We start from the raw sequence: 18609 nt of genomic DNA, 5'->3' as shown, positions 1-18609 counted from the left end.
CACGCCAGAGCGCGCCTGGCGAAGGCGCTAACATTACCGATCGCGCCCTGCCAGCCAGACCAGCAGTTTCAGGCTGGCGGAGTAGTAATCATCCTGGGCGGTAATTTGCGGATCCTCCGCCGTCTCGCCCATGGTCAGATCGCGCACCGCCAGCAGGCCGCCGGTCATAAACCACGGGGAGACGTTATTGGTGCTGACGTTAATCCACGCGGGCGTTTGCAGCCGCGGATAGCTCTGGAACCAGTTTTTCCACGGCGTCAGCAGAGGGCTCTGCGGATCGGCCCAGGTGAGATACAGCGGGATACGAATCGCGTCATAGCTCATCCGCGGCGGCCACTCTTTCGCCGGCTCCATCTTACCGTCAGCTTTCAGCGCAACCCAGTCGGTAGGGAGCTGGGTTTTGCCCCATGCCATTTTACCCAGTAGCGTCTGACCATCGCTTTGCAGCTTACGCCAGGCGATCAGATGCGTACGCTCAGCAAACGCCTGCCATGCCGGGAAGATAAAGTAGGAGGGGTTAAGATTGAGATGGTCATTGCGGTTGAAGCCTTTGGCGCCCGGCATCATGACCTGATATCCGGCAAAGGTCACCACCGTATTTTTCAGCAGCGAAGCGGTAATGGCATCAGACGCGTTGCCGTAGGATTTGTCCCCCCACTGTTGCTGTGCGCGCAGCAGCGCCCATGCAATCAGGGTATCGCCGTCGGTGGCATCGTTCTTATCGGCGACAGGGTCCGGCGCCACGGGGTTATAGCGCCAGTAAAAGAGCCTGTTGTCTTTATTGCGTAGCGTTTTATCGGTCCATTGCCATAGCTTGTCGAAGGCCGGTCGATCGTTTTTCGCGACCGCCAGCAGCATCGCGAATCCCTGGCCTTCGGTATGCGAAACGTTACCGTTGCCCGTATCCACAATGCGCCCGTCAGCCATCATAAAACGCGATTTATAGCTTTCCCAGGCGGCGTCTGCCCACGCGCGGGGCAGCACCATCATCGTCACCATGACTGCGATTACAGCACGCAAAGACATATGTTCACCCGTTATGGATGGAAGTAGAGGAACTGAACATCGGAAACCGAGAACAGCCGCTCACGCTGTAACACCACATGCGCACCGCCCCCTTGTCCCTGTAGCCAGCGAGAATAAAGCCCCTCGAGTATGGCACAAAATGCATTGCACCAGCGTACGCGGCGCGCATCGTCACGGCTCACCGGCAGCGCGCGATGACGTAAGCGCAGGCCGTCATCGCCCACCTCCACGCTGACGACGCCCCACTGAAAGCGGCTGAGCAGCTGGTTGATATTGGCCTCCAGCTGTCCGACTGTTTCTGACTCTGGCAGCGGATAGTTATCGGCCAGCGCTTCCCCCATCTGGCGTAAAAATGGCTGGCTCTCCAGCTCACCGGCGTTGTTCAGCATCCCGTCAATCATAATGAGCAGCAGATCAAACCATCCCGCGGGGGTTTGCTGCTGTTGAAACCAGGCCATGACTTCCGCGTTGTTTTTGTCCGTCATGATCAGTTATCTCCCAACATATAGCGGATATAGAGACCGGCGGTACTCTCGTTGTAATCACCGAAGGTGTCGTAGCCAATCTGGCCGCCCAGCGTCATCTGTTTGTTCACCTTATAATCCGCCCCGGCGCGCAGCGTATAGCCAATGCCGCTTTTCGAGGTCGCTGAATAGTACGCCTCTTTGGCAAAACCATTGGCCACCGCGGTCTCCAGGGTCTGCTGCCATTCGGAGTTGGTCGGGAAGTAGGCGCTCTTATCCTGACTATAGGATTGATAGCCCACCGAGCCGCCAAGCTTCATGGTCCAGTTGTCATACTTCTCCGTCAGGTTAACCGGCAGCGAAACGCTCACGTAGTTTTGCGGGCTGAAGTAGCCCCCCTGACCATAGGTGAAGTAGCTCAGGTTCTTCGAGTAATCCATGTAGCTCATACTCAAACCGGCCTGCAGCTGGCGATACTCATCATGGTAAGGTCGCAGATAGACCCCGGCATTGGCGTTGATACTGGTGTTGCTGGCCACGTCGCTGCCAATGTAGCTGTAGCCACCGCCGCCGACGTAAAAACCGGCGTCGCCATCGTCATAGCTGAGCTGCAGGGTTCCGCCATTTTTTGTCACCTGCCCCCAGGTTTTCCCGGAGTAGGTGTCTTTCAGCCCCACGTAAGAGAGCAGGCTGTCGGTCAGCGAACGGCGCTCACCGGTGAAGATCAATGACAGGTAGTTGGTGAGTTTCGGCGACCATTTCACGCCCCCGACCACGGTGTTGAGATCCTGACCCAACGGCGTGCTGCCGATATCCACGCGATAATCATCGCCGCTCAGCGCCAGGGCTAATTCGACGCCATTTGCCTTCTGCGAATCCGTCGAACCGCTGGTCTGATCGACATTCGGTTTCTGGCTGGAGGAAGCCAGATAGCTGGCGACCTGTCCGGAGTCATAGGCGCCCAGTTTCGCCAGATTCTCCATCCCGCTGCTGGTCGTGGCGTTAAAGTCTGCCGCATTCAGCGTCCCCAGCGAACTCAAGGCTTCGGCTCCCGGATTGCTGGCAAAGTATGCCGTACGCTCCGTCTCAGTCATCGCCGCAATCGCCGCCTGTTCGCTGGTGGCAGTGGAAATCATGTTGGAAACCGCATTGGAGAGCGGGTTCGCGCCGTAGCGCCGCCAGGCGTCGCCGCTGGCGGTGCCGGCATTCAGCGAAATCGGCGTCACGGTAAAATCAAAACGCGAGTCGCCAAACGGCGATGAGGACCAGGTCAGCGGCGTTTTCATCTCGGTCAGCTTACTGGTCCCGGATTCACCGTCGCGCCCACGCACCTCCATTCCCCCCTGCAGCCAGGTGCCGGTTTTATCCTGCAGCGACTCCATCATGGTATCGACCTGGCGCAGCATGCGGGTTTGCGCGGTCTCCACCGGCAGGTCGGGACGTTGGATGCCGGGCAGCGTGGTTCCGCTGCCTGTTGACACCTGGGCAACCTGCCACGGCATATATTGCCCGTAAGCCGATGCCGTTCGCGTCGTGGACGGCGTGCGGGAGACGCCCACAAAGGGGTTATCCGCCGCCAGCACACCGCCAACGGTCGGCGTTTGCGCGCTGTTGCTGCTCTGCAGCCCCAGCAGTTTGCCGCGCGCGCTGCGCAGATACGTCATAGCCTGCTGATGGTGTCCCTGCGCTTCCGCGACGCGCGCCAGCAGCAGCAGGCGATCCGGCGTATTGTCCTGACGCAATCCGCCGGCCAGCTGTTCCGCCCGGTCGTTATCGCCGGCCGACAGCGCAACATCGATAGCGCCGGAGCGCGCCGCCTGATCCGGCGTATCGCGGGTCATCAGATAGTCATAGACCACCCCGGCTTCTTTGTTCATTTTGCCGCTCTGATAGAGACGCGCCATCGCGAACATCAGATCGGTATTTTGCGGATCGCTTTGCATCGCCCCCATCAGCTTGTCATACGCCGCGGCATAGTTGCCCTGCTCCCGCAGTCGATCGGCTTCGTTGATCACATAGCCGTTGCGGATGCTCGCCAGCTGCGTTGGCGTACTGCTTGCCTGAAGCTGCGGGTTCGACAGCAGAGTCTGCGCTTCATTGGTCAGCCCCGCCTGGTTGAGGACCGCCACCTGATCGGCATAGTCGCCGGCGTTCCCGGTGATTCCGCCGCTGATATTGTTGCGCACCAGCGTGACCGCCGTGGAAACATCGCCGCTCTGCGCCAGCAATCGCGCCAGTTTCCCCACGTCAGCCGGTGATTTTGGCGGCGTGGCCGACATCGCTTTCAGGGTATTGGACGCCGCCACCGTGTTGCCCTGGGCGAGATAGTCTTGCGCGGTGGTCAGCTGCAGGTTGTAGTTTACCCGCTGACGCAGGTCGAGCATCTGGCTGGTCTGGCTGGCGGCGGGAATCCGCCCCAGCAGCGTCTGCGCCTGCTGCCAGCCGCCGCTCTCACTGGCAAACAGCGCTGCGGCATAGAGGTCGTTACTGCTGGCGCCGGGACGATACGCGGCGGCCATCGTTGACGCGGCCTCGCTGTCATTGCCGGATTTTTGCAGGAGCCGGGCTAAGTCGAGGCGCATCCAGGCGTCATCCGGGTAGCGGGAGACCCCCTGGCGCAATGTCGCGATAGCGCCGCTGACGTTGCCGCTGTTGGCCTGCTCCTGCGCCTGGCGACGTAGCGAATCTCCCGGCATACCGGTCACGATGCGCGGCTGCAGCTTTTGCTGCAAACTCTCCGGCAGCGTGCGTAACATCGCCTGCGCTTCCGCCGTTTTATTTTGCTCGCGCAGGATGTAGTAAAGGTTCTCGCGCGCCGGGCCATTTTGCGGCTGCTCGCTGAGCAGCGAGCGCAGCGTTTGTTCGGCCTGAGGGAGATCTTTGTTATGGCGCAATACATCGGCACGGAACAGTTTAGCCGATGAGCCACGCGTCCCGCTCTGCTGAGCCAGCGGAGCAGAGAGCGCCAGCGCCTGACTAATATTGCCTTGCTTGTACGCCTGCTGAGCCTGCGCCAGCTGCCCATAGAAGAGCGCGTCCGCCGCCTGCTGACGGCGCGCCGCTGAATCATTACCGCCGAGATCCGCCGCCCGGCTTAAATATTGCGATGCGGCCTGGAAGTCGCCGTTGCGCTGGGCGATATATCCCATCCCGGCCAGCGCGTCCGCATCCTGCGGGTTGGTTTGCAGCACTTGTTCAAACTGCTGCTTCGCCGCTGCGGTATTACCGCTATTGAGGTTAACGAACCCCTGACCACGCGCCTGGCCGCTTATCCGCTGGCGATAGTAATTCTGTACTTCGGTATCCTGCGGGTGACGCTGCATCCAGGTATCGTAAAACGCCCGATCGCCCTCCTGCGGCCCCAGCCACAGCAGCGCCTGGCGCAGGCCGCTGTCGGCATCTTTACTGCCGCTGGCCATCGATTCCAGCATTGAGATCCCTTCCCGCCGGGTATCTTCCCGCCAGGTCAGCGCCTTGCCTAAAGCCACGCGCGGGGCGTTCTCCTGCGGATACTGCGCCACGTACTGACGCAGTTCGCTGACCGCCTGAGGATACAGCGCTTTGTCGCTGGCCATGGTCATGTAGTACTCGCCAGCCAGCCCCGGCGGCGGCGTGTTGCCGTTGAACATGCTGCGCCAGGTCGTCAGCGCAGCCGGAATATTGCCGCTGCGCGCCTGCTGTCTGGCCAGACCCAGCTGCCCCTGCGGCACCTGTGCCATTTTTTTAGCGTTATCCAGCTCCTGCAGGTTTGGGCTCTCTGGCGACACTTTCGCCAGGCGCGCCCGCCACTGGGCCGCCGCCTGAAGGTCGCCGCCCTGCTGTGCCCACAGCGCCATCAGATACATGGCCTGCGTGTTGTTGGCATCAACCAGCAGAACTTTCTGCAGCGACTCTATCGCCAGCTCATCGTGCGATTTTTCATGCCAGTAGTTCGCCTGGGCAAACAGCGCCTGCAGTGCGGCATCATTCCCCGCGGCCATGGCATCGCCGAGGGCGCCCAGGGTCAGCGCGCCGGACAGACAAAACGTGGATAATCCGCGGGTCGCCCTGCTCTTCATTTTAGTGGCTCGTTTCATTGGCTATCCCCCGAACTCAGACGCTTGCGTGCATGGCGTTTAAACATGGCGGTAAGCGCCAGGCCGATGATCGTTGTCGCCAGCAGTCCCAGCAGCGCCAGCAGACCGGAGTGCTGGTTGGCATACCAAACGGCCATCATGTACCACGGCATCTGCCCGCCAGGGTATGGCGTGCTCACCTGGAAGCTGCGAACCCCATTATCACTGGTGATAACCGCCGTATCACCGCGGATACCGGCGTTGATTCGCGGTGAATCAAGGTCGCTTTTCAGCTTCGTCAGCTGATCATCGTTGCTGGCCATCGCCACCACCACCGTCCGCCGTGGGTTCCACGGTGAACGGTAGCTAATAAAGCCGCGCCAGGCGCTGCTGGAGGAGAGATAGCGATCGGCATCCAGGCTGGCGGATGTCCAGTCGCCGGCCAGCCATCGCTGTACTTTTGAACTCAGTCCCGACTCGCGCACGCCCAGCTGATTATCCGTCTGATAATAAGGAGAATCTTCCAACAAGCGCTGGTTAAACGTTTTCTGATCGAGGGCGCTGACCGCCAGCACATCGCGATCGTGCAGATACTGAAGGCCAGCTCCACCGCTGGGGATGCCTAAAACAACCCGGTTGTTCGCCAGCGCCGTGCCGGTCGCATTCCCCGAGCGGGCCGCGAGGTTTAACAGCGTGGCGACCTGCGTTTCCGACGGTTTTTCCGCCAGCAGCAGCGTGGTTTGTGAATAGTCCGCCAGCCGCGAGAACGGGAACGAAGCGCCGACGAAATAGGAGAGATTGGGCAGCAGCGAGAAGTGTCGCGTATTGCTCAAATCAATCCACGAATCATCGGTAATCCGGCTCTTGATATTGTTATTGAGCACCACCGAACAGGGGGCGTTTTGTTTCGGCACCACGTTGAAATAGAGCGACAGCTGGTTATCGCCGTAAATCAGATACGGCGCCAGCGGAATGGTAAACCGCTCCTGACGCACATCGCCGCCCAGATAACGCCATAATTTCTCCAGCGGCCCCTGCTTGTTTAGCGGCAGGTTGTGCAGGAACGTGTTATTGAGCGTCACGCTTAATAACGACTGCTCCTCATTAATCCAGTTTTCCGACGGGAAACGGTAGCCAATCTGCAAGGGAATCGTTTCCCCGTCCCACAGATAGAGATCCGGCGCCGCGCGGAAAGCTACGCGCAGCGGTTCATGCCAGACGCCGTTTACGGTCATACTCTGATCTTTACGCAGCAGCTCGCTGATTTTTACCGGCCGATCGGTTGGGATCCAGCGCGGGGCATCGTATGGCTTGCCGATCGGGATCGCCTGCGGATCCACGCTCAGACTCGCGGTCTGCGGGGCAATATTACCGCGGGTCAGCCGCCAGGTCGCCGCACGCAGCGCCGCATCATTTTGCCCGACGATCAGCAGCAGTTTGTAGGTGGGGTTACCCGGGTTATCGACAATCTGCAGCAGCGGTTTATCGGTTTGCGGCAGCGTCAGCCCGCCGACCTGATCACCCGGATGGCCGATAATAATGCCGTGGCGCTCCGGTAAGCGGTCGCGCAGCGCGCTAAAAGCAATCCCGCGATAATCCGCCTGAATACCCAGCCACGACGAGAGCAGCGCTGCGGCGCTGAAGATATCCGCTCCCGATTTCTCCGGGTAGGCCACCGCGATATCCGCCGGGGTCATCTGCATGCTGTCGAAGAATGGCCGCGGGAAGTGACTCAAATCATTGCTGAGATTCAGCGGCTGGCTTTCCCAGTTAAAACGCGAAGCCGGTAAAATCGTGACGCCCGACGTGTCATGCGTATTGAGCTGGCACTGCATGTTGTCGCCATCATTCACTTTAAAGCTCAGATTGTTGCTGGAGACCATCAGCGCCGCAGGAATATCCAGCTGATAGTGCGAAATGTCCGCCCCGTCGGTGCCCAGCGGCACCGTGCCTAAAGGCTGGCCGTTGAGCATCAATTGCAGCGTGGCGTTGCGAGCGGCCATATCCGGCGAGACCTGAACATCCAGCATCAGCTCTGCATGGGTCACCACCTGGTCCGAAGGCAGCGTAAAACCCGCACCGCCCTGCTGTTGACCGCCGCTGAGGATAATGCCATCCGGCATCCCCATCTGAGCCAGATTCAGACTGCCCCCGACCACCGATGTTAACGGCGCGACATCCGGCATTGCCGTATTGGTCGGTGGAGGCATGACGGGAAGCGAGGTGGCCGGATCCGCCGCCGCGGGTTCTGCTGTCGTGGGTGTCGATGCGGTCGACGACCCGGACGCGGCAGAGGGTTCTGGGATCACCGGAACCTCCGGTGTGGCCGACGGATCCGCGCCGGTGGTCGACGCGGATTCATCGGCGGGAATGCCGCCCGTGGTCGCGCCCGGTAACGGGAAATTAAGCGGCGCAGAACGATCGGCCGGCGCCTCTTCACCGTGCAGCACCGGTATGGAAAACATGCCGGCCAGCAGCGCAAGCGTGGTTAATCGCTTCATAATTGCCCATCCTCCTGCGCGCTACTCGCGACAGGTTTCTGCTGGCGACGGCCGCGTCGTGTTTTCCAGCTCAGCCAGAACAGTTCAAACACGCAGCGTAAGATGGTGAAAAATGACCGGAACGGGTTGTCCTGCGGGCGCGGCGGGTTAATCCATGCATCGGCGCGCGCCAGCACCACTCGCACCAGTTCACGGCGCAAAGAGAGGGGAATATTTTCATCAAACTTGAGGCGAATAAAGCTCTCGTCCGCGGTCACCTGTTCAGCCGGAATACAAATCGCGCCAGATTGCAGAATCAGTTCAATCTCTTCGATCTCATCCTGCAGATGACGATCGTCCGGGACCGCGATGCGGCATCCGCCCATCGACAGGTCTGCGGTGTGGCTGCGCGACACGATGCCGCTGGCGTAGTGAATCAACACCGGAATATTGACGTCGATACGGATCGTTTTCCGCACCTGGCGGGTTTCCCGGGCAACGGCAATCGCCGCCAGCAGGAAGATCAGGCTGTACAGCCCCCAGCCGACGTTCAGCGCGATAACGTTAGGATCCGAGCCGAAATAGTCATGGCCAATGGCCCTGACGATACCGACAATCACGCCAACCGCGAGCAAACATGCCACCACCAGATGCGGCCTGACGACGGTAAAGTCGAAGTAGCCCACATCCAGCAGCCCCCCTTTGTCGGTCACGTTGAATTTACCGCGTTTGGGGAAGATCATCGTCACCAGCGTCGGCAGCACCAGGTGGAATGCCAGCACGATGTCATAGATTTCCCCCCAGAAGCTGTAGCGATAGCGACCGTTCATCCGTGAGCCGACATAAATCGCCAGGAACAGATGCGGTAGCGCATACGAGACAATCAGGCTCGCTGAGGAGTAGATAATATTCAGGTTAAACAACAGATACGCTAACGGTGCGGTGACAAACACGACCCGTGGCAAGGCGAACTGATAGTAGAGCATGGCGCTGAGATAACACAGGCGCTGCTGGAAGGTCAGCCCGCGGCCCAGTAGCGGGTTATCGAGGCGGAAAATTTGCGTCATCCCACGCGCCCAGCGGGTACGCTGAATGACGTGCACGACCAAACGTTCGGTGGCTAAACCCGCAGCCAGTGGAATATCGAGAAACGATGATTTCCAGCCCAGGCGCTGAAATTTAAGCGCGGTGTGCGCATCTTCGGTCACAGTTTCTACGGCAAAACCACCGATATCATCCAGCGCTTTACGACGAATCACGGCGCAGGAACCGCAGAAGAAGGTCGCGTTCCAGTTATCGTTGCCCTGCTGAATCGGGCCATAGAACAGCATCCCTTCATTGGGGATATTGCGGCCGACGGAGAGGTTGCGTTCAAACGGGTCCGGCGAATAAAAATAGTGCGGGGTCTGCACCAGCGCCAGCATCGGGTCTTTGAGGAAGCCGCCGACCGTCGCCTGCAGGAACACGCGGGTCGCCACGTGGTCACAGTCGAAAACGCAAATCAGCTCCCCATGAGTCAGGGTCATCGCGTGGTTCAGGTTACCCGCCTTGGCGTGTTTATTATCATTACGGGTGATATAGCCAACGCCGACATCGGCGGCGAACACCGCAAACTCGCTACGTTTGCCATCGTCCAGCAGATAAATTTTCATTTTATCCGCCGGGTAATCGATACACTGCGCAGCCAACACGGTATCACGCACCACTTCCAGCGGTTCGTTATAGCTGGGAATATAAATATCGACCGTCGGCCATGTGCTCATATCATCCGGCAGCGGGACGATTTCTCGCTTCAGCGGCCAGACCGTTTGCAGATAGTTCAGCAGCAGCATCACCCAGATATAGACTTCCGCCAGAAACAGCCCCATCCCCAGCACCGTCTCAATAGTGGAGTTAAAATGCAGGGTCTGCGTCAGGCGAAAATACATATAGCGGGTAGACATCAGCAGCGAAGTCACGACCATAATGACCGAAATACTGCGCTTTTTGCTAAAGCCCATTAAGAACAGAATACCGATGCTTAGCAGACCAAAAAGATACTGCTTTTGGCTGTCCATCGGCGTAATAATGACCAGAACGGCAATCGGCGATAGCACCAGTGCCAGCAACCAGAAAAGAGACTTTTTCATTCAGCAGCCCTGCAATAAGTTAAAGCCCTGACATACGAGGCTGGCTGTGCACCGTGCCGTCGCCAATTTTAATACCCAACAGCGCAGAGATTTTTTTTGCCATGATTTCAATATCAAAGGCGGCTGCAGAGGAAGAGCTAAAGTCGAGAATCGACTTCTGGGAAGCATTCGCTTCAACGACGCTCTCATCGCGATGGATAATACCCAACAGACGATCGCCCAGTTTATCCTCCATCAGAGCGGTGACGTCACGGCTGACCTGACGGCGGTTATCGCTCTGATTCAGCACGAAAAAGTGCCCAAGTTTGTGGTTAAGCTTACCGCCGGTTAAACGCTGCTTTTCCACGTGCGACAGCGTCGACATCGAGGCGGTATCCGCCAGCAGCGGCACCAGGTGCAGATCGGCCAGCGGCGTTAATGCCGTCAGCGCCGGTGAAGGGCCGGGAGGCAGGTCGGCGATGATAATCAACCCGGGATAATTCAATAATGCCGCCAGCCCACGGGTGAGGAAATGGGCGTCGCTGACAAGGTGTTGGTCAAAAGCCTGATGCTGCGCCTCGCTAACATCGCCATACGGCAGGACAAAGATATTGCTGCCCGCGCTCAGTACGCACTGGCTCCAGTCATGAAGCTCCAGCGCTTTCGCGACATAGCCGCGCTCATCGCTCAGAGGGACGCCAAAATGCAGACGCAGCGCATTTTGCACGTCAAAATCGATCGCCAGGACTTTGCTGCCTGCGCGAGCTAATGAATAGGCCAGATTTGCCGCGAGGGTCGTTTTTCCTACGCCGCCTTTGGGAGAACACACGCAGATCAACGGCATGTCGCAATCCTTTCTAAAAGTGATTTCAGCGGCTGATCTTTATTTTTCGCCACCGGTTCAACGGCTTTTGCCGCAAATAAATGAGCATAGCCTTCCGCCGCCTGCACAGACGGCACGGCCGGGCGAACCGCTACCGGTGGTGCTGGCGCGACGGCTGGAGCTGGGGCTGGAGCTGGGGCTGGAGCAACGGCTGGGGCTGGATCTGGCGCAACGGCTGGAGCTGGCGCAAGGGGGACGGCCATTGCCGGCGCAGGTTCCGCTACCCGCGTATTTTCTGCAACCGAAAGGGGGTCATGTGGGGCTGAGACGGAGACAGGCGGCGGCATTACCGGAGCCGGGGCTACAGGTGATGATGGCAGCGGCGTGTGCGCGGGTTGTGCCTCGACCCAATGAAACATATCCGTAGGGACCGGCTGCGGTATCGGTAACGATACCGATCCTCCCATGGCCAGAGAGGATTCTTTTTCTTCCCCAGGCGAGAGCTGATTGAGAATAACCCAATCGCCCTGTTCCCTGGCGGCTGCGTGTGATGAAAGGTCCTTAAAATCGAGACTTTGCGTACGAGTCTTTTCCTTGAAGCGCTGCAAATCATCATAATGGTTCATGGATAACCTCATGATTCTAAAAAATAATATTTTAGCTGTTTTTATTTTGATACTACGCCTTTAGAGCATAGTTTATTTTATTGTTTTTCATCAACTTAAGTTGGTCAGAATGACCAACAATACAATGACGTTGTAGAGGAGTATTGGTCAAGGTGGCGTAAATCACTGATAATTTTGTAGTTACCCTATCATTTATTATAAGAAATGATAGCTCCATTTTTTAGGAGGTCCCATGATCCCAGCAAAGCTGAGCCCAGCGCACCCTTAAAATAACCCGTTTTTTCTCTAATTGATCTTTAGATAATGCGCAGAACAAAATAACTCTGCCGCGTGATGGAATATATTTTAGACTTTTTATATCGTTGTATAAATAGGTCAAATAAATTATTTAAGCCGAAAAATATCGGCCAGGTACTTTCTCAAGCCTGACTCTTCTCTGGGCATAATAAGCGGCTGCTGCCGAAAGTTTTGGCTCCTTCGACAGCAGCAGGGAACATCAGGCGAGCGGTTTTTGCTGGTTTTCATCCTGGTCAACGGCAAAACAGGCGACCAACTGACCCCGGTAATCTTTCAACTGTGGCTGCAGCTGGGTGCACGGACCGAAACGACGGCGGCAGCGGGCGTTAAAAGCGCAGCCCGGCGGCGGATTCAACGGGCTCGGCAGTTCGCCGGTCAGCTTAATACGTTCGCGACGATCGTCCGGGTTCAGGCGTGGCGTGGCCGACAGCAGGGCCTGGGTATACGGGTGCTGCGGATTGTTGAAGATCTGATCCTTGGACCCTTTCTCCACGCAGCGGCCGAGATACATCACCATCACTTCATCCGCAATGTGCTCCACAACCGACAGGTCATGGGAGATGAACACATACGACAGCCCCATATCCTGCTGCAGATCCATCATCAGGTTCAGCACCTGCGCACGAACCGACACGTCCAGCGCGGAGACGGGTTCATCGGCAATCACCACGTCCGGGTCCAGCATCAGACCACGGGCAATCGCGATACGCTGCCGCTGACCGCCGGAGAACATGTGCGGATAGCGATCGTAATGCTCCGTTTTCAGCCCGACCTTCGCCATCATCGCCAGCGCTTTTTCACGGCGCTGTTCTTTGCTCAGCGAGGTGTTGATCTGCAACGGTTCTTCCAGAATCTGCCCCACTTTCTTACGCGGATTCAGCGAGCCGTAGGGGTTCTGGAACACAATCTGGATTTTCTGCCGACGCAGCTTTTGCGCCGTGGCGTCTGGCTTTAATAAATCCTGGCCCTGATAATAAAGCTCGCCACCGGTCGGGATCTCAATCATCGTCAGCAGACGGCCCAGCGTTGATTTGCCGCAGCCGGACTCGCCGACCACCGCCAGCGTTTTCCCGCGTTCGAGGGTAAACGAGACCCCGTCCAGCGCCTTAACCAGCCTTTCCGGAGCAAACAGCCCCTTCTTCACCGGGTAATATTTTTTCAGATCAATGGCCTGCAACAAGAACTGTTGCGTGGTGGCCTCATGGGTACTCATAGCGTAGGCCTCCCGGCATCATCCAGTGGGTAGTGGCATTTCGACTGACGGGCGCCGTCGACGCGGTTCAGCTCAGGCTCCTCGCTGCGGCACTTATCCGTGGCATAGGGGCAGCGCGGGTTTAACAGACAGCCGTTGGGGCGGTCATATTTCCCTGGCACTACGCCCGGCAGCGACGCCAGCCGCGCTTTATCCTGGGCAAACTCCGGCAGCGCGCGCAGCAGCGCCTGAGTATACGGATGGCGCGGCGCGCGGAAGATATCCTTCGCATCGCCCGTCTCCACAACCTGACCGGCATACATCACAATAATTTTGTGTGCCGCCTCGGCTACCAGCGCCAGATCGTGGGTGATCAGGACCAGTGCCATGTTCTCTTTTTGCTGCAACTCCAGCAGCAGCTCAATGATCTGCGCCTGGATGGTCACATCCAGCGCGGTGGTCGGTTCATCCGCAATCAGCAGCTTTGGTCGGCAGGCAATCGCCATGGCGATCATCACGCGCTGGCTCATCCCACCGGAAAGCTGATGCGGATAGACATCAAGACGCGATGCCGGGTCAGGAATGCCAACCAGCGTCAGCAGATCGATCGCCCGCTGGATACGGGTTTTCTTATTTCCGCCCTGATGTACTTTAATGGCTTCCATTATCTGGTAGCCGACGGTGTAACACGGATTCAGGCTGGTCATCGGGTCCTGGAAGATCATCGCCACTTCCGCCCCCACCAGCTGGCGGCGCTCTTTTTCTGAAATACGCTTCAGATCGCGGCCATTAAATTCCAGCTTATCCGCCATCACCCGGCCGGGATAATCAATCAGCCCCATGATCGCCAGTGAGCTGACCGATTTACCGGAGCCGGACTCGCCGACAATGCCAACCACTTCACCCTGATTCACGCTGTAACTCACGCGGTCTACCGCGCGAAACGGTGTCCCTTCGTCGCCGAAGTGCACCGATAATTTATCAACATTCAATAACGCCATCTCGAACCTCTTACTGCTTCAGTTTGGGATCGAGCGCGTCACGCAGACCGTCACCCATCAGGTTAAATGCCAGCACCGTCAGCAGAATCGCGACACCCGGGAAGGTGACGACCCACCAGGCACTCTGCGCGAACTGCAACACGTCGGAGAGCATCGTGCCCCACTCCGGTGTCGGCGGCTGCGCACCCATGCCAAGGAAGCCAAGAGCGGCCATATCGAGAATGGCGTTAGAAAAACCGAGCGACGCCTGAACAATCAGCGGAGCAAGGCAGTTAGGAAGAATGTTGATGAACATCTGACGTATTGCCCCCGCTCCTGCCACCCGTGAAGCGGTGACGTAGTCGCGGTTCACTTCCACCAGCACCGCCGCACGGGTCAATCGCACGTAGTGCGGCAGGGCGACAAAGGTGAGCGCCAGCGAAGCGTTGACGATCGAGGGGCCGAAGATAGCCACCAGCACCAGCGCCAGCAGCAGGCTCGGCAACGCCAGCATAATATCGACAACACGCATAATGATGGAGTCAATCACCCCGCCGAAGTAGCCGGCAATCAGGCCCAGTACCACGCCGAGAATCAGCGACAGCACCACAACCAGACAGCCAACCAGCAGCGATAAACGCGCGCCGTACATCAGTCGCGACAGAATATCGCGGCCCACGTCATCGGTACCCAGCAGATGCGCAAAACTTCCCCCGTCCTGCCAGGCCGGCGGTGCCAGCAGCACGTCGCGGAACTGATCCGCCGGGTTATAGGGGGCGAGGAAGTTAGCGAACACGGCGATGATAATCATAATCGCCACGTACACCAGGCCGACAACCGCCCCTTTATTGCGTTTGAAATAGTGCCAGAACTCCTGCAAAGGGGTCATTGGCACCGGTGCGGCGACAACTTTATTTTCAGTAATTTGTGACATGATGGCCCCTTACTTCTTATGCCGAATACGCGGGTTCACCACGCCGTACAGCAGATCGACCAGCAGGTTGACGAGGATAATCATCGTCGCCACCAGCAGTACCCCACCCTGAACCACCGGGTAATCACGGCGTTGCAGCGCATCGATCAGCCAGCGCCCTAAACCAGGCCAGGAGAAGATGGTTTCGGTCAAAATAGCGCCCGCCAGCAGCGTCCCTACCTGTAGCCCAATCACCGTGACCACCGGCAGCATAGCGTTACGCAGCGCGTGGACCACGATGACGCGCATCCGGGTCAGCCCCTTGGCGCGCGCGGTGCGAATGTAATCTTCGCCCAGTACTTCCAGCATCGAGGAGCGGGTCATACGTACGATAACGGCCAGCGGAATGGTGCCCAGCACCACGGCTGGCAGAATCATGTGCATTAAGGCATCAATAAAATCGCCCGGCTCGCCCCAGATAGCGGTATCGATGAGCATAAAACCGGTCAGCGGCAGGGTATCGTCAAGAAACACGGTATCGCTGATACGTCCGGAGACTGGCGTCAGGTTGAGCTGGACCGAAACCAGCATGATCAACATCATTCCCCACCAGAAGATCGGCATGGAATAGCCGGTCAGCGCAAGGCCGACGGAGGTGTGATCGAAGATAGAACCGCGTTTGACCGCCGCCAGCACGCCCACCGGAATACCGACGATAACGGCGAAAATCATCGCGCACACGCCCAGTTCCAGCGTGGCTTTAAAGCGCGGCACGAACTCCTGCCACACGGGAATACGGCTTTTCAGCGAGATGCCTAAATCCCCATGCAATACACCCCAGATATAGTGGGCATACTGCTGCCACATCGGCTTATCAAGGCCCATTTCAGCCAGCAGCTGAGCGTGACGTTCAGGGGAGATACCACGTTCGCCCGCCATAATCATCACCGGGTCACCGGGAATCATATGCACAAAGGCAAAGGTGAGAAGGGTAATACCGATAAAGGTCGGGATGACAAGTCCCAAACGTCGGAGGATGAACTGCAACATAACCCGGATTCTCTATAGTGACGCCCCGCCTGGTGACCGGACGTCTGTATTGCTCACAAATGTCAATTCCCTCTCCCCAAGGCGGGGAGAGGGGGAACATACTGTTTATTATTCGACAGAGACGTTATCGAAGTGGTGCTTGCCTAATGGATCGACCACGTAGCCTTTGACTTCTTTACGCACTGGCTCATAGACGGTGGAGTGAGCGACGATCAGCGCCGGAGCCTGGTCATGCATCACCACCTGAGCCTGCTTGTAGAGCTCGATACGTTTGTTGTGGTCGTCGGTGGCTCGTGCCGGCTGAATCAGATCTTCAAACGGTTTGTAGCACCAGCGAGAGTAGTTCGAGCCGTCTTTTGCAGCCGCGCAGCTGAACAGGGTGGCGAAGAAGTTATCCGGATCCCCGTTGTCGCCGGTCCAGCCCATCATCACGGTCTGGTGCTCGCCTGCTTTCGCACGCTTCAGATATTCGCCCCACTCGTAGGTGACGATCTTGGCCTGGACGCCAATTTTGGCCCAGTCAGCCTGGATCATCTCAGCCATACGGCGCGCGTTCGGGTTGTACGGACGCTGTACCGGCATTGCCCACAGATCGATGGAGAAGCCTTTTTCCATCCCGGCTTCTTTCAGCAGCGCTTTCGCTTTTTCCGGATCGTAAGTGTAGTCTTTAACGTCGTCGTTATAGCCCCACATGGTCGGTGGAATCAGGTTTTTCGCGGACTGACCTGCGCCCTGGTAAACGGCTTTGATAATCGCTTCTTTATTTACCGCATAGGTCAACGCCTGGCGGACCTTCACGTTATCCAGCGGTTTCTTCTCGGTGTTGAAGGAGAGATAGCCGACGTTCAGGCCCGGCTGTTCCAGCAGGTTAATGCTCTTATCTTCTTTCATGCGCGCGATGTCGGCCGGGTTCGGGTACGGCATCACCTGGCACTCATTCTTCTGCAGTTTGGCATAGCGCACGGAAGCATCAGGCGTAATGGAGAAGACCAGGCGATCGATCTTCGGCTTGGTGCCCCAGTAGCCCGGGAAGGCTTTATAGAGAATACGGGAGTCTTTTTGATACTGCAGCAGCTGGAACGGACCGGTACCGATTGGGTTCAGGTCCACTTTTTCCGGCGAACCGGCTTTCAGCATGTTGTCGGCATACTCTTTCGACAGAATAGAGGCGAAGTCCATCGCCAGGTCAGCGAGGAACGGCGCTTCCGGGCGAGTCAGCACAAACTGGACGGTTTTATCGTCGACTTTCTTCACTTCGCTAATCAGGTCAGGCAGGCCCATCCCTTCGAAGTATTCATAGCTGCCGCCGGACACTTTATGGTACGGGTTTTGCGCGTTTTTCTGGCGATCGAACGAGAATACAACGTCGTCGGCATTCAGGTCGCGAGTAGGTTTAAAGTCTTTATTATCCTGCCACTTCACGCCCTGACGCAGGTGGAACGTATAGGTTTTGCCGTCCTCACTCACTTCCCATTTTTCCGCCAGCCCCGGAATCACTTCCGTAGTACCGGTTTTGAATTCAACCAGGCGGTTATAGATGGGCACCGAGCTGGCGTCATAGGTTGTACCAGAAGTGAATAGCTGTGGGTTAAAGCCTTCCGGCGAACCTTCAGAACAATAAACCAGGGTCTTAGCCTGAACGCTTGCTGCAACGGTCAGGGCGACCAGGCTCAGACCAAGCTTCAGCATCCCTGACTTTTTCAAGGAAATACTCATTATTCTGCTCCAAATGTGATGTTGTTTGCATATATCCGCCAGGCCTTTATTTATTTTTTACCCGGTCTGGTCGGTGGTGCCCGAAGGCCTGGATGAGAGATGGGGATTCCTTTCACAAAAACGCCTGAGTTGCAGTGCGGATTCTCCATGAAATGCCCCTCATGCCCTACAATCTGTCAACAGAATGCGTAAACGTCAATACAGCCAACCGGGTTTTACATCCGGGGTGAGAATCAGCAGGCAAAGATTAAAAAAACTTCAAGACGCTATTTTCAGCAGAGAAATTTATGCTAGCGGCGAGCGGGCAGCATAAATGTCTTAATACTTCGTAACAGCCAGTGATAAGCAATTCTGGTAAATGGTGAAAATTTATTACGATATGGCCAATATGTGAGCGATTAATAGCGCGAACGTTAAAACGCACAGCGGAAAATGCTGCAGTTATCCATAAGCTTCGCGAAAAAAGAGCCTTAGATATATAAAAAAATACAATGGAAGATGTCACAAAATAGTTAACAGGCAACATGAAACAAGGATTCGTGCTTTTTTTGTGACTTTGGTTGACTATCACACTCCGACATCGTGGCGCCCGGCCCGCAGCCCAACGCCATTGATGCAAAGGATTTCATTTTACGGTGGCCTGGACGAGGCCTGTTTTTGCTGTCAGCAGGGGGAGACAGGCCAATACACCAGGGCGGTGTTAAGCCGGCTAAAAATTACTGAGGTACAAATGACCGCTCTGGGCCGCCAGCATAGCCGAACCTCGCCCCCGGAGGCTCTTATCCTCATCGGCTTCGGATGCAAAAAAGCCTGCTCATTGAGCAGGCTTTTAAATTTGGTCGGTGATAGAGGATAACTCGCCACTGCGTGGCTCGCCCT

Annotated in this window: 11 protein-coding genes and 1 pseudogene; all 12 read right to left on the bottom strand. The window is 57.1% G+C overall.

Features of this window, described 5'->3' with window-relative positions:
- Window positions 1-33 precede the first annotated feature (33 nt).
- The 12 genes and pseudogenes from BV390_RS20000 to dppA all read right to left on the bottom strand — a co-directional run bounded on the left by BV390_RS20000 (window position 34) and on the right by dppA (window position 17730).
- Window positions 34-1026 carry a glycosyl hydrolase family 8 gene (locus tag BV390_RS20000; RefSeq protein ID WP_085397255.1) on the bottom strand — a complete coding sequence of 331 codons (993 nt, stop codon included), beginning with the start codon at window positions 1024-1026 and terminating at the stop codon, window positions 34-36.
- Window positions 1027-1037: 11 nt separating this feature from the next.
- Window positions 1038-1514: a cellulose biosynthesis protein BcsD gene (gene bcsD, locus BV390_RS19995; RefSeq protein WP_162180061.1), complete on the bottom strand. Its 477-nt coding sequence runs from the start codon at window positions 1512-1514 to the stop codon at window positions 1038-1040.
- Window positions 1514-5566: a cellulose biosynthesis protein BcsC gene (locus BV390_RS19990; protein WP_085397254.1), complete on the bottom strand. Its 4053-nt coding sequence runs from the start codon at window positions 5564-5566 to the stop codon at window positions 1514-1516. Before BV390_RS19990 ends, bcsD begins: the two co-directional genes overlap by 1 nt.
- Window positions 5563-8046, bottom strand: a complete 2484-nt coding sequence (gene bcsB, locus BV390_RS19985) for a cellulose biosynthesis cyclic di-GMP-binding regulatory protein BcsB (RefSeq protein WP_085397253.1) — start codon at window positions 8044-8046, stop codon at window positions 5563-5565. The genes BV390_RS19990 and bcsB overlap by 4 nt, the downstream gene beginning before the upstream one ends.
- Window positions 8043-10154 carry a UDP-forming cellulose synthase catalytic subunit gene (gene bcsA, locus BV390_RS19980; RefSeq protein WP_052135774.1) on the bottom strand — a complete coding sequence of 704 codons (2112 nt, stop codon included), beginning with the start codon at window positions 10152-10154 and terminating at the stop codon, window positions 8043-8045. The genes bcsB and bcsA overlap by 4 nt, the downstream gene beginning before the upstream one ends.
- Window positions 10155-10173: 19 nt before the next feature.
- Window positions 10174-10966, bottom strand: a pseudogene (locus tag BV390_RS19975) (cellulose synthase operon protein YhjQ/BcsQ).
- A 1-nt stretch (window position 10967) separates the two neighbouring features.
- Entirely contained in the window at window positions 10968-11582 is a 615-nt protein-coding gene (locus BV390_RS19970) for a cellulose biosynthesis protein BcsO (protein ID WP_085397252.1), read from the bottom strand.
- A gap of 496 nt (window positions 11583-12078) precedes the next feature.
- Window positions 12079-13092, bottom strand: a complete 1014-nt coding sequence (gene dppF / locus BV390_RS19965; RefSeq protein ID WP_032690326.1) for a dipeptide ABC transporter ATP-binding subunit DppF — start codon at window positions 13090-13092, stop codon at window positions 12079-12081.
- Window positions 13089-14072 carry a dipeptide ABC transporter ATP-binding protein gene (dppD, locus tag BV390_RS19960; protein ID WP_015585548.1) on the bottom strand — a complete coding sequence of 328 codons (984 nt, stop codon included), beginning with the start codon at window positions 14070-14072 and terminating at the stop codon, window positions 13089-13091. Before dppD ends, dppF begins: the two co-directional genes overlap by 4 nt.
- Before the next feature lie 10 nt (window positions 14073-14082).
- The gene (gene dppC / locus BV390_RS19955; RefSeq protein WP_032690325.1) at window positions 14083-14985 is read right to left on the bottom strand and encodes a dipeptide ABC transporter permease DppC; all 903 of its coding nucleotides are present in this window, start codon (window positions 14983-14985) and stop codon (window positions 14083-14085) included.
- Between the two features lie 9 nt (window positions 14986-14994).
- Complete coding sequence (gene dppB / locus BV390_RS19950; protein ID WP_032690324.1) at window positions 14995-16014, bottom strand: dipeptide ABC transporter permease DppB; 1020 nt, start codon at window positions 16012-16014, stop codon at window positions 14995-14997.
- Window positions 16015-16122: 108 nt separating this feature from the next.
- Window positions 16123-17730, bottom strand: a complete 1608-nt coding sequence (dppA, locus tag BV390_RS19945; protein ID WP_032690323.1) for a dipeptide ABC transporter periplasmic-binding protein DppA — start codon at window positions 17728-17730, stop codon at window positions 16123-16125.
- Window positions 17731-18609: the final 879 nt, after the last annotated feature.

This window comes from Klebsiella sp. YJ (genome assembly GCF_002108615.1).
GTDB classification, from domain to species: Bacteria; Pseudomonadota; Gammaproteobacteria; order Enterobacterales; family Enterobacteriaceae; genus Klebsiella; species Klebsiella planticola.
The sequence above is the reverse complement of the archived record's forward strand: the minus strand, read 5'-3'. Positions and strand labels throughout refer to the sequence as shown.

What these genes read in the sequence shown, in the direction of transcription:
- bcsB (WP_085397253.1), bottom strand. Translation starts at nt 8,046, where the DNA reads ATGAAGCGATTAACCACGCTTGCGCTGCTGGCCGGCATGTTTTCCATA.
- BV390_RS19970 (WP_085397252.1), bottom strand. Translation starts at nt 11,582, where the DNA reads ATGAACCATTATGATGATTTGCAGCGCTTCAAGGAAAAGACTCGTACG.
- dppD (WP_015585548.1), bottom strand. Translation starts at nt 14,072, where the DNA reads ATGGCGTTATTGAATGTTGATAAATTATCGGTGCACTTCGGCGACGAA.
- dppF (WP_032690326.1), bottom strand. Translation starts at nt 13,092, where the DNA reads ATGAGTACCCATGAGGCCACCACGCAACAGTTCTTGTTGCAGGCCATT.
- BV390_RS20000 (WP_085397255.1), bottom strand. Translation starts at nt 1,026, where the DNA reads ATGTCTTTGCGTGCTGTAATCGCAGTCATGGTGACGATGATGGTGCTG.
- bcsA (WP_052135774.1), bottom strand. Translation starts at nt 10,154, where the DNA reads ATGAAAAAGTCTCTTTTCTGGTTGCTGGCACTGGTGCTATCGCCGATT.
- dppB (WP_032690324.1), bottom strand. Translation starts at nt 16,014, where the DNA reads ATGTTGCAGTTCATCCTCCGACGTTTGGGACTTGTCATCCCGACCTTT.
- BV390_RS19990 (WP_085397254.1), bottom strand. Translation starts at nt 5,566, where the DNA reads ATGAAACGAGCCACTAAAATGAAGAGCAGGGCGACCCGCGGATTATCC.
- dppA (WP_032690323.1), bottom strand. Translation starts at nt 17,730, where the DNA reads ATGAGTATTTCCTTGAAAAAGTCAGGGATGCTGAAGCTTGGTCTGAGC.
- dppC (WP_032690325.1), bottom strand. Translation starts at nt 14,985, where the DNA reads ATGTCACAAATTACTGAAAATAAAGTTGTCGCCGCACCGGTGCCAATG.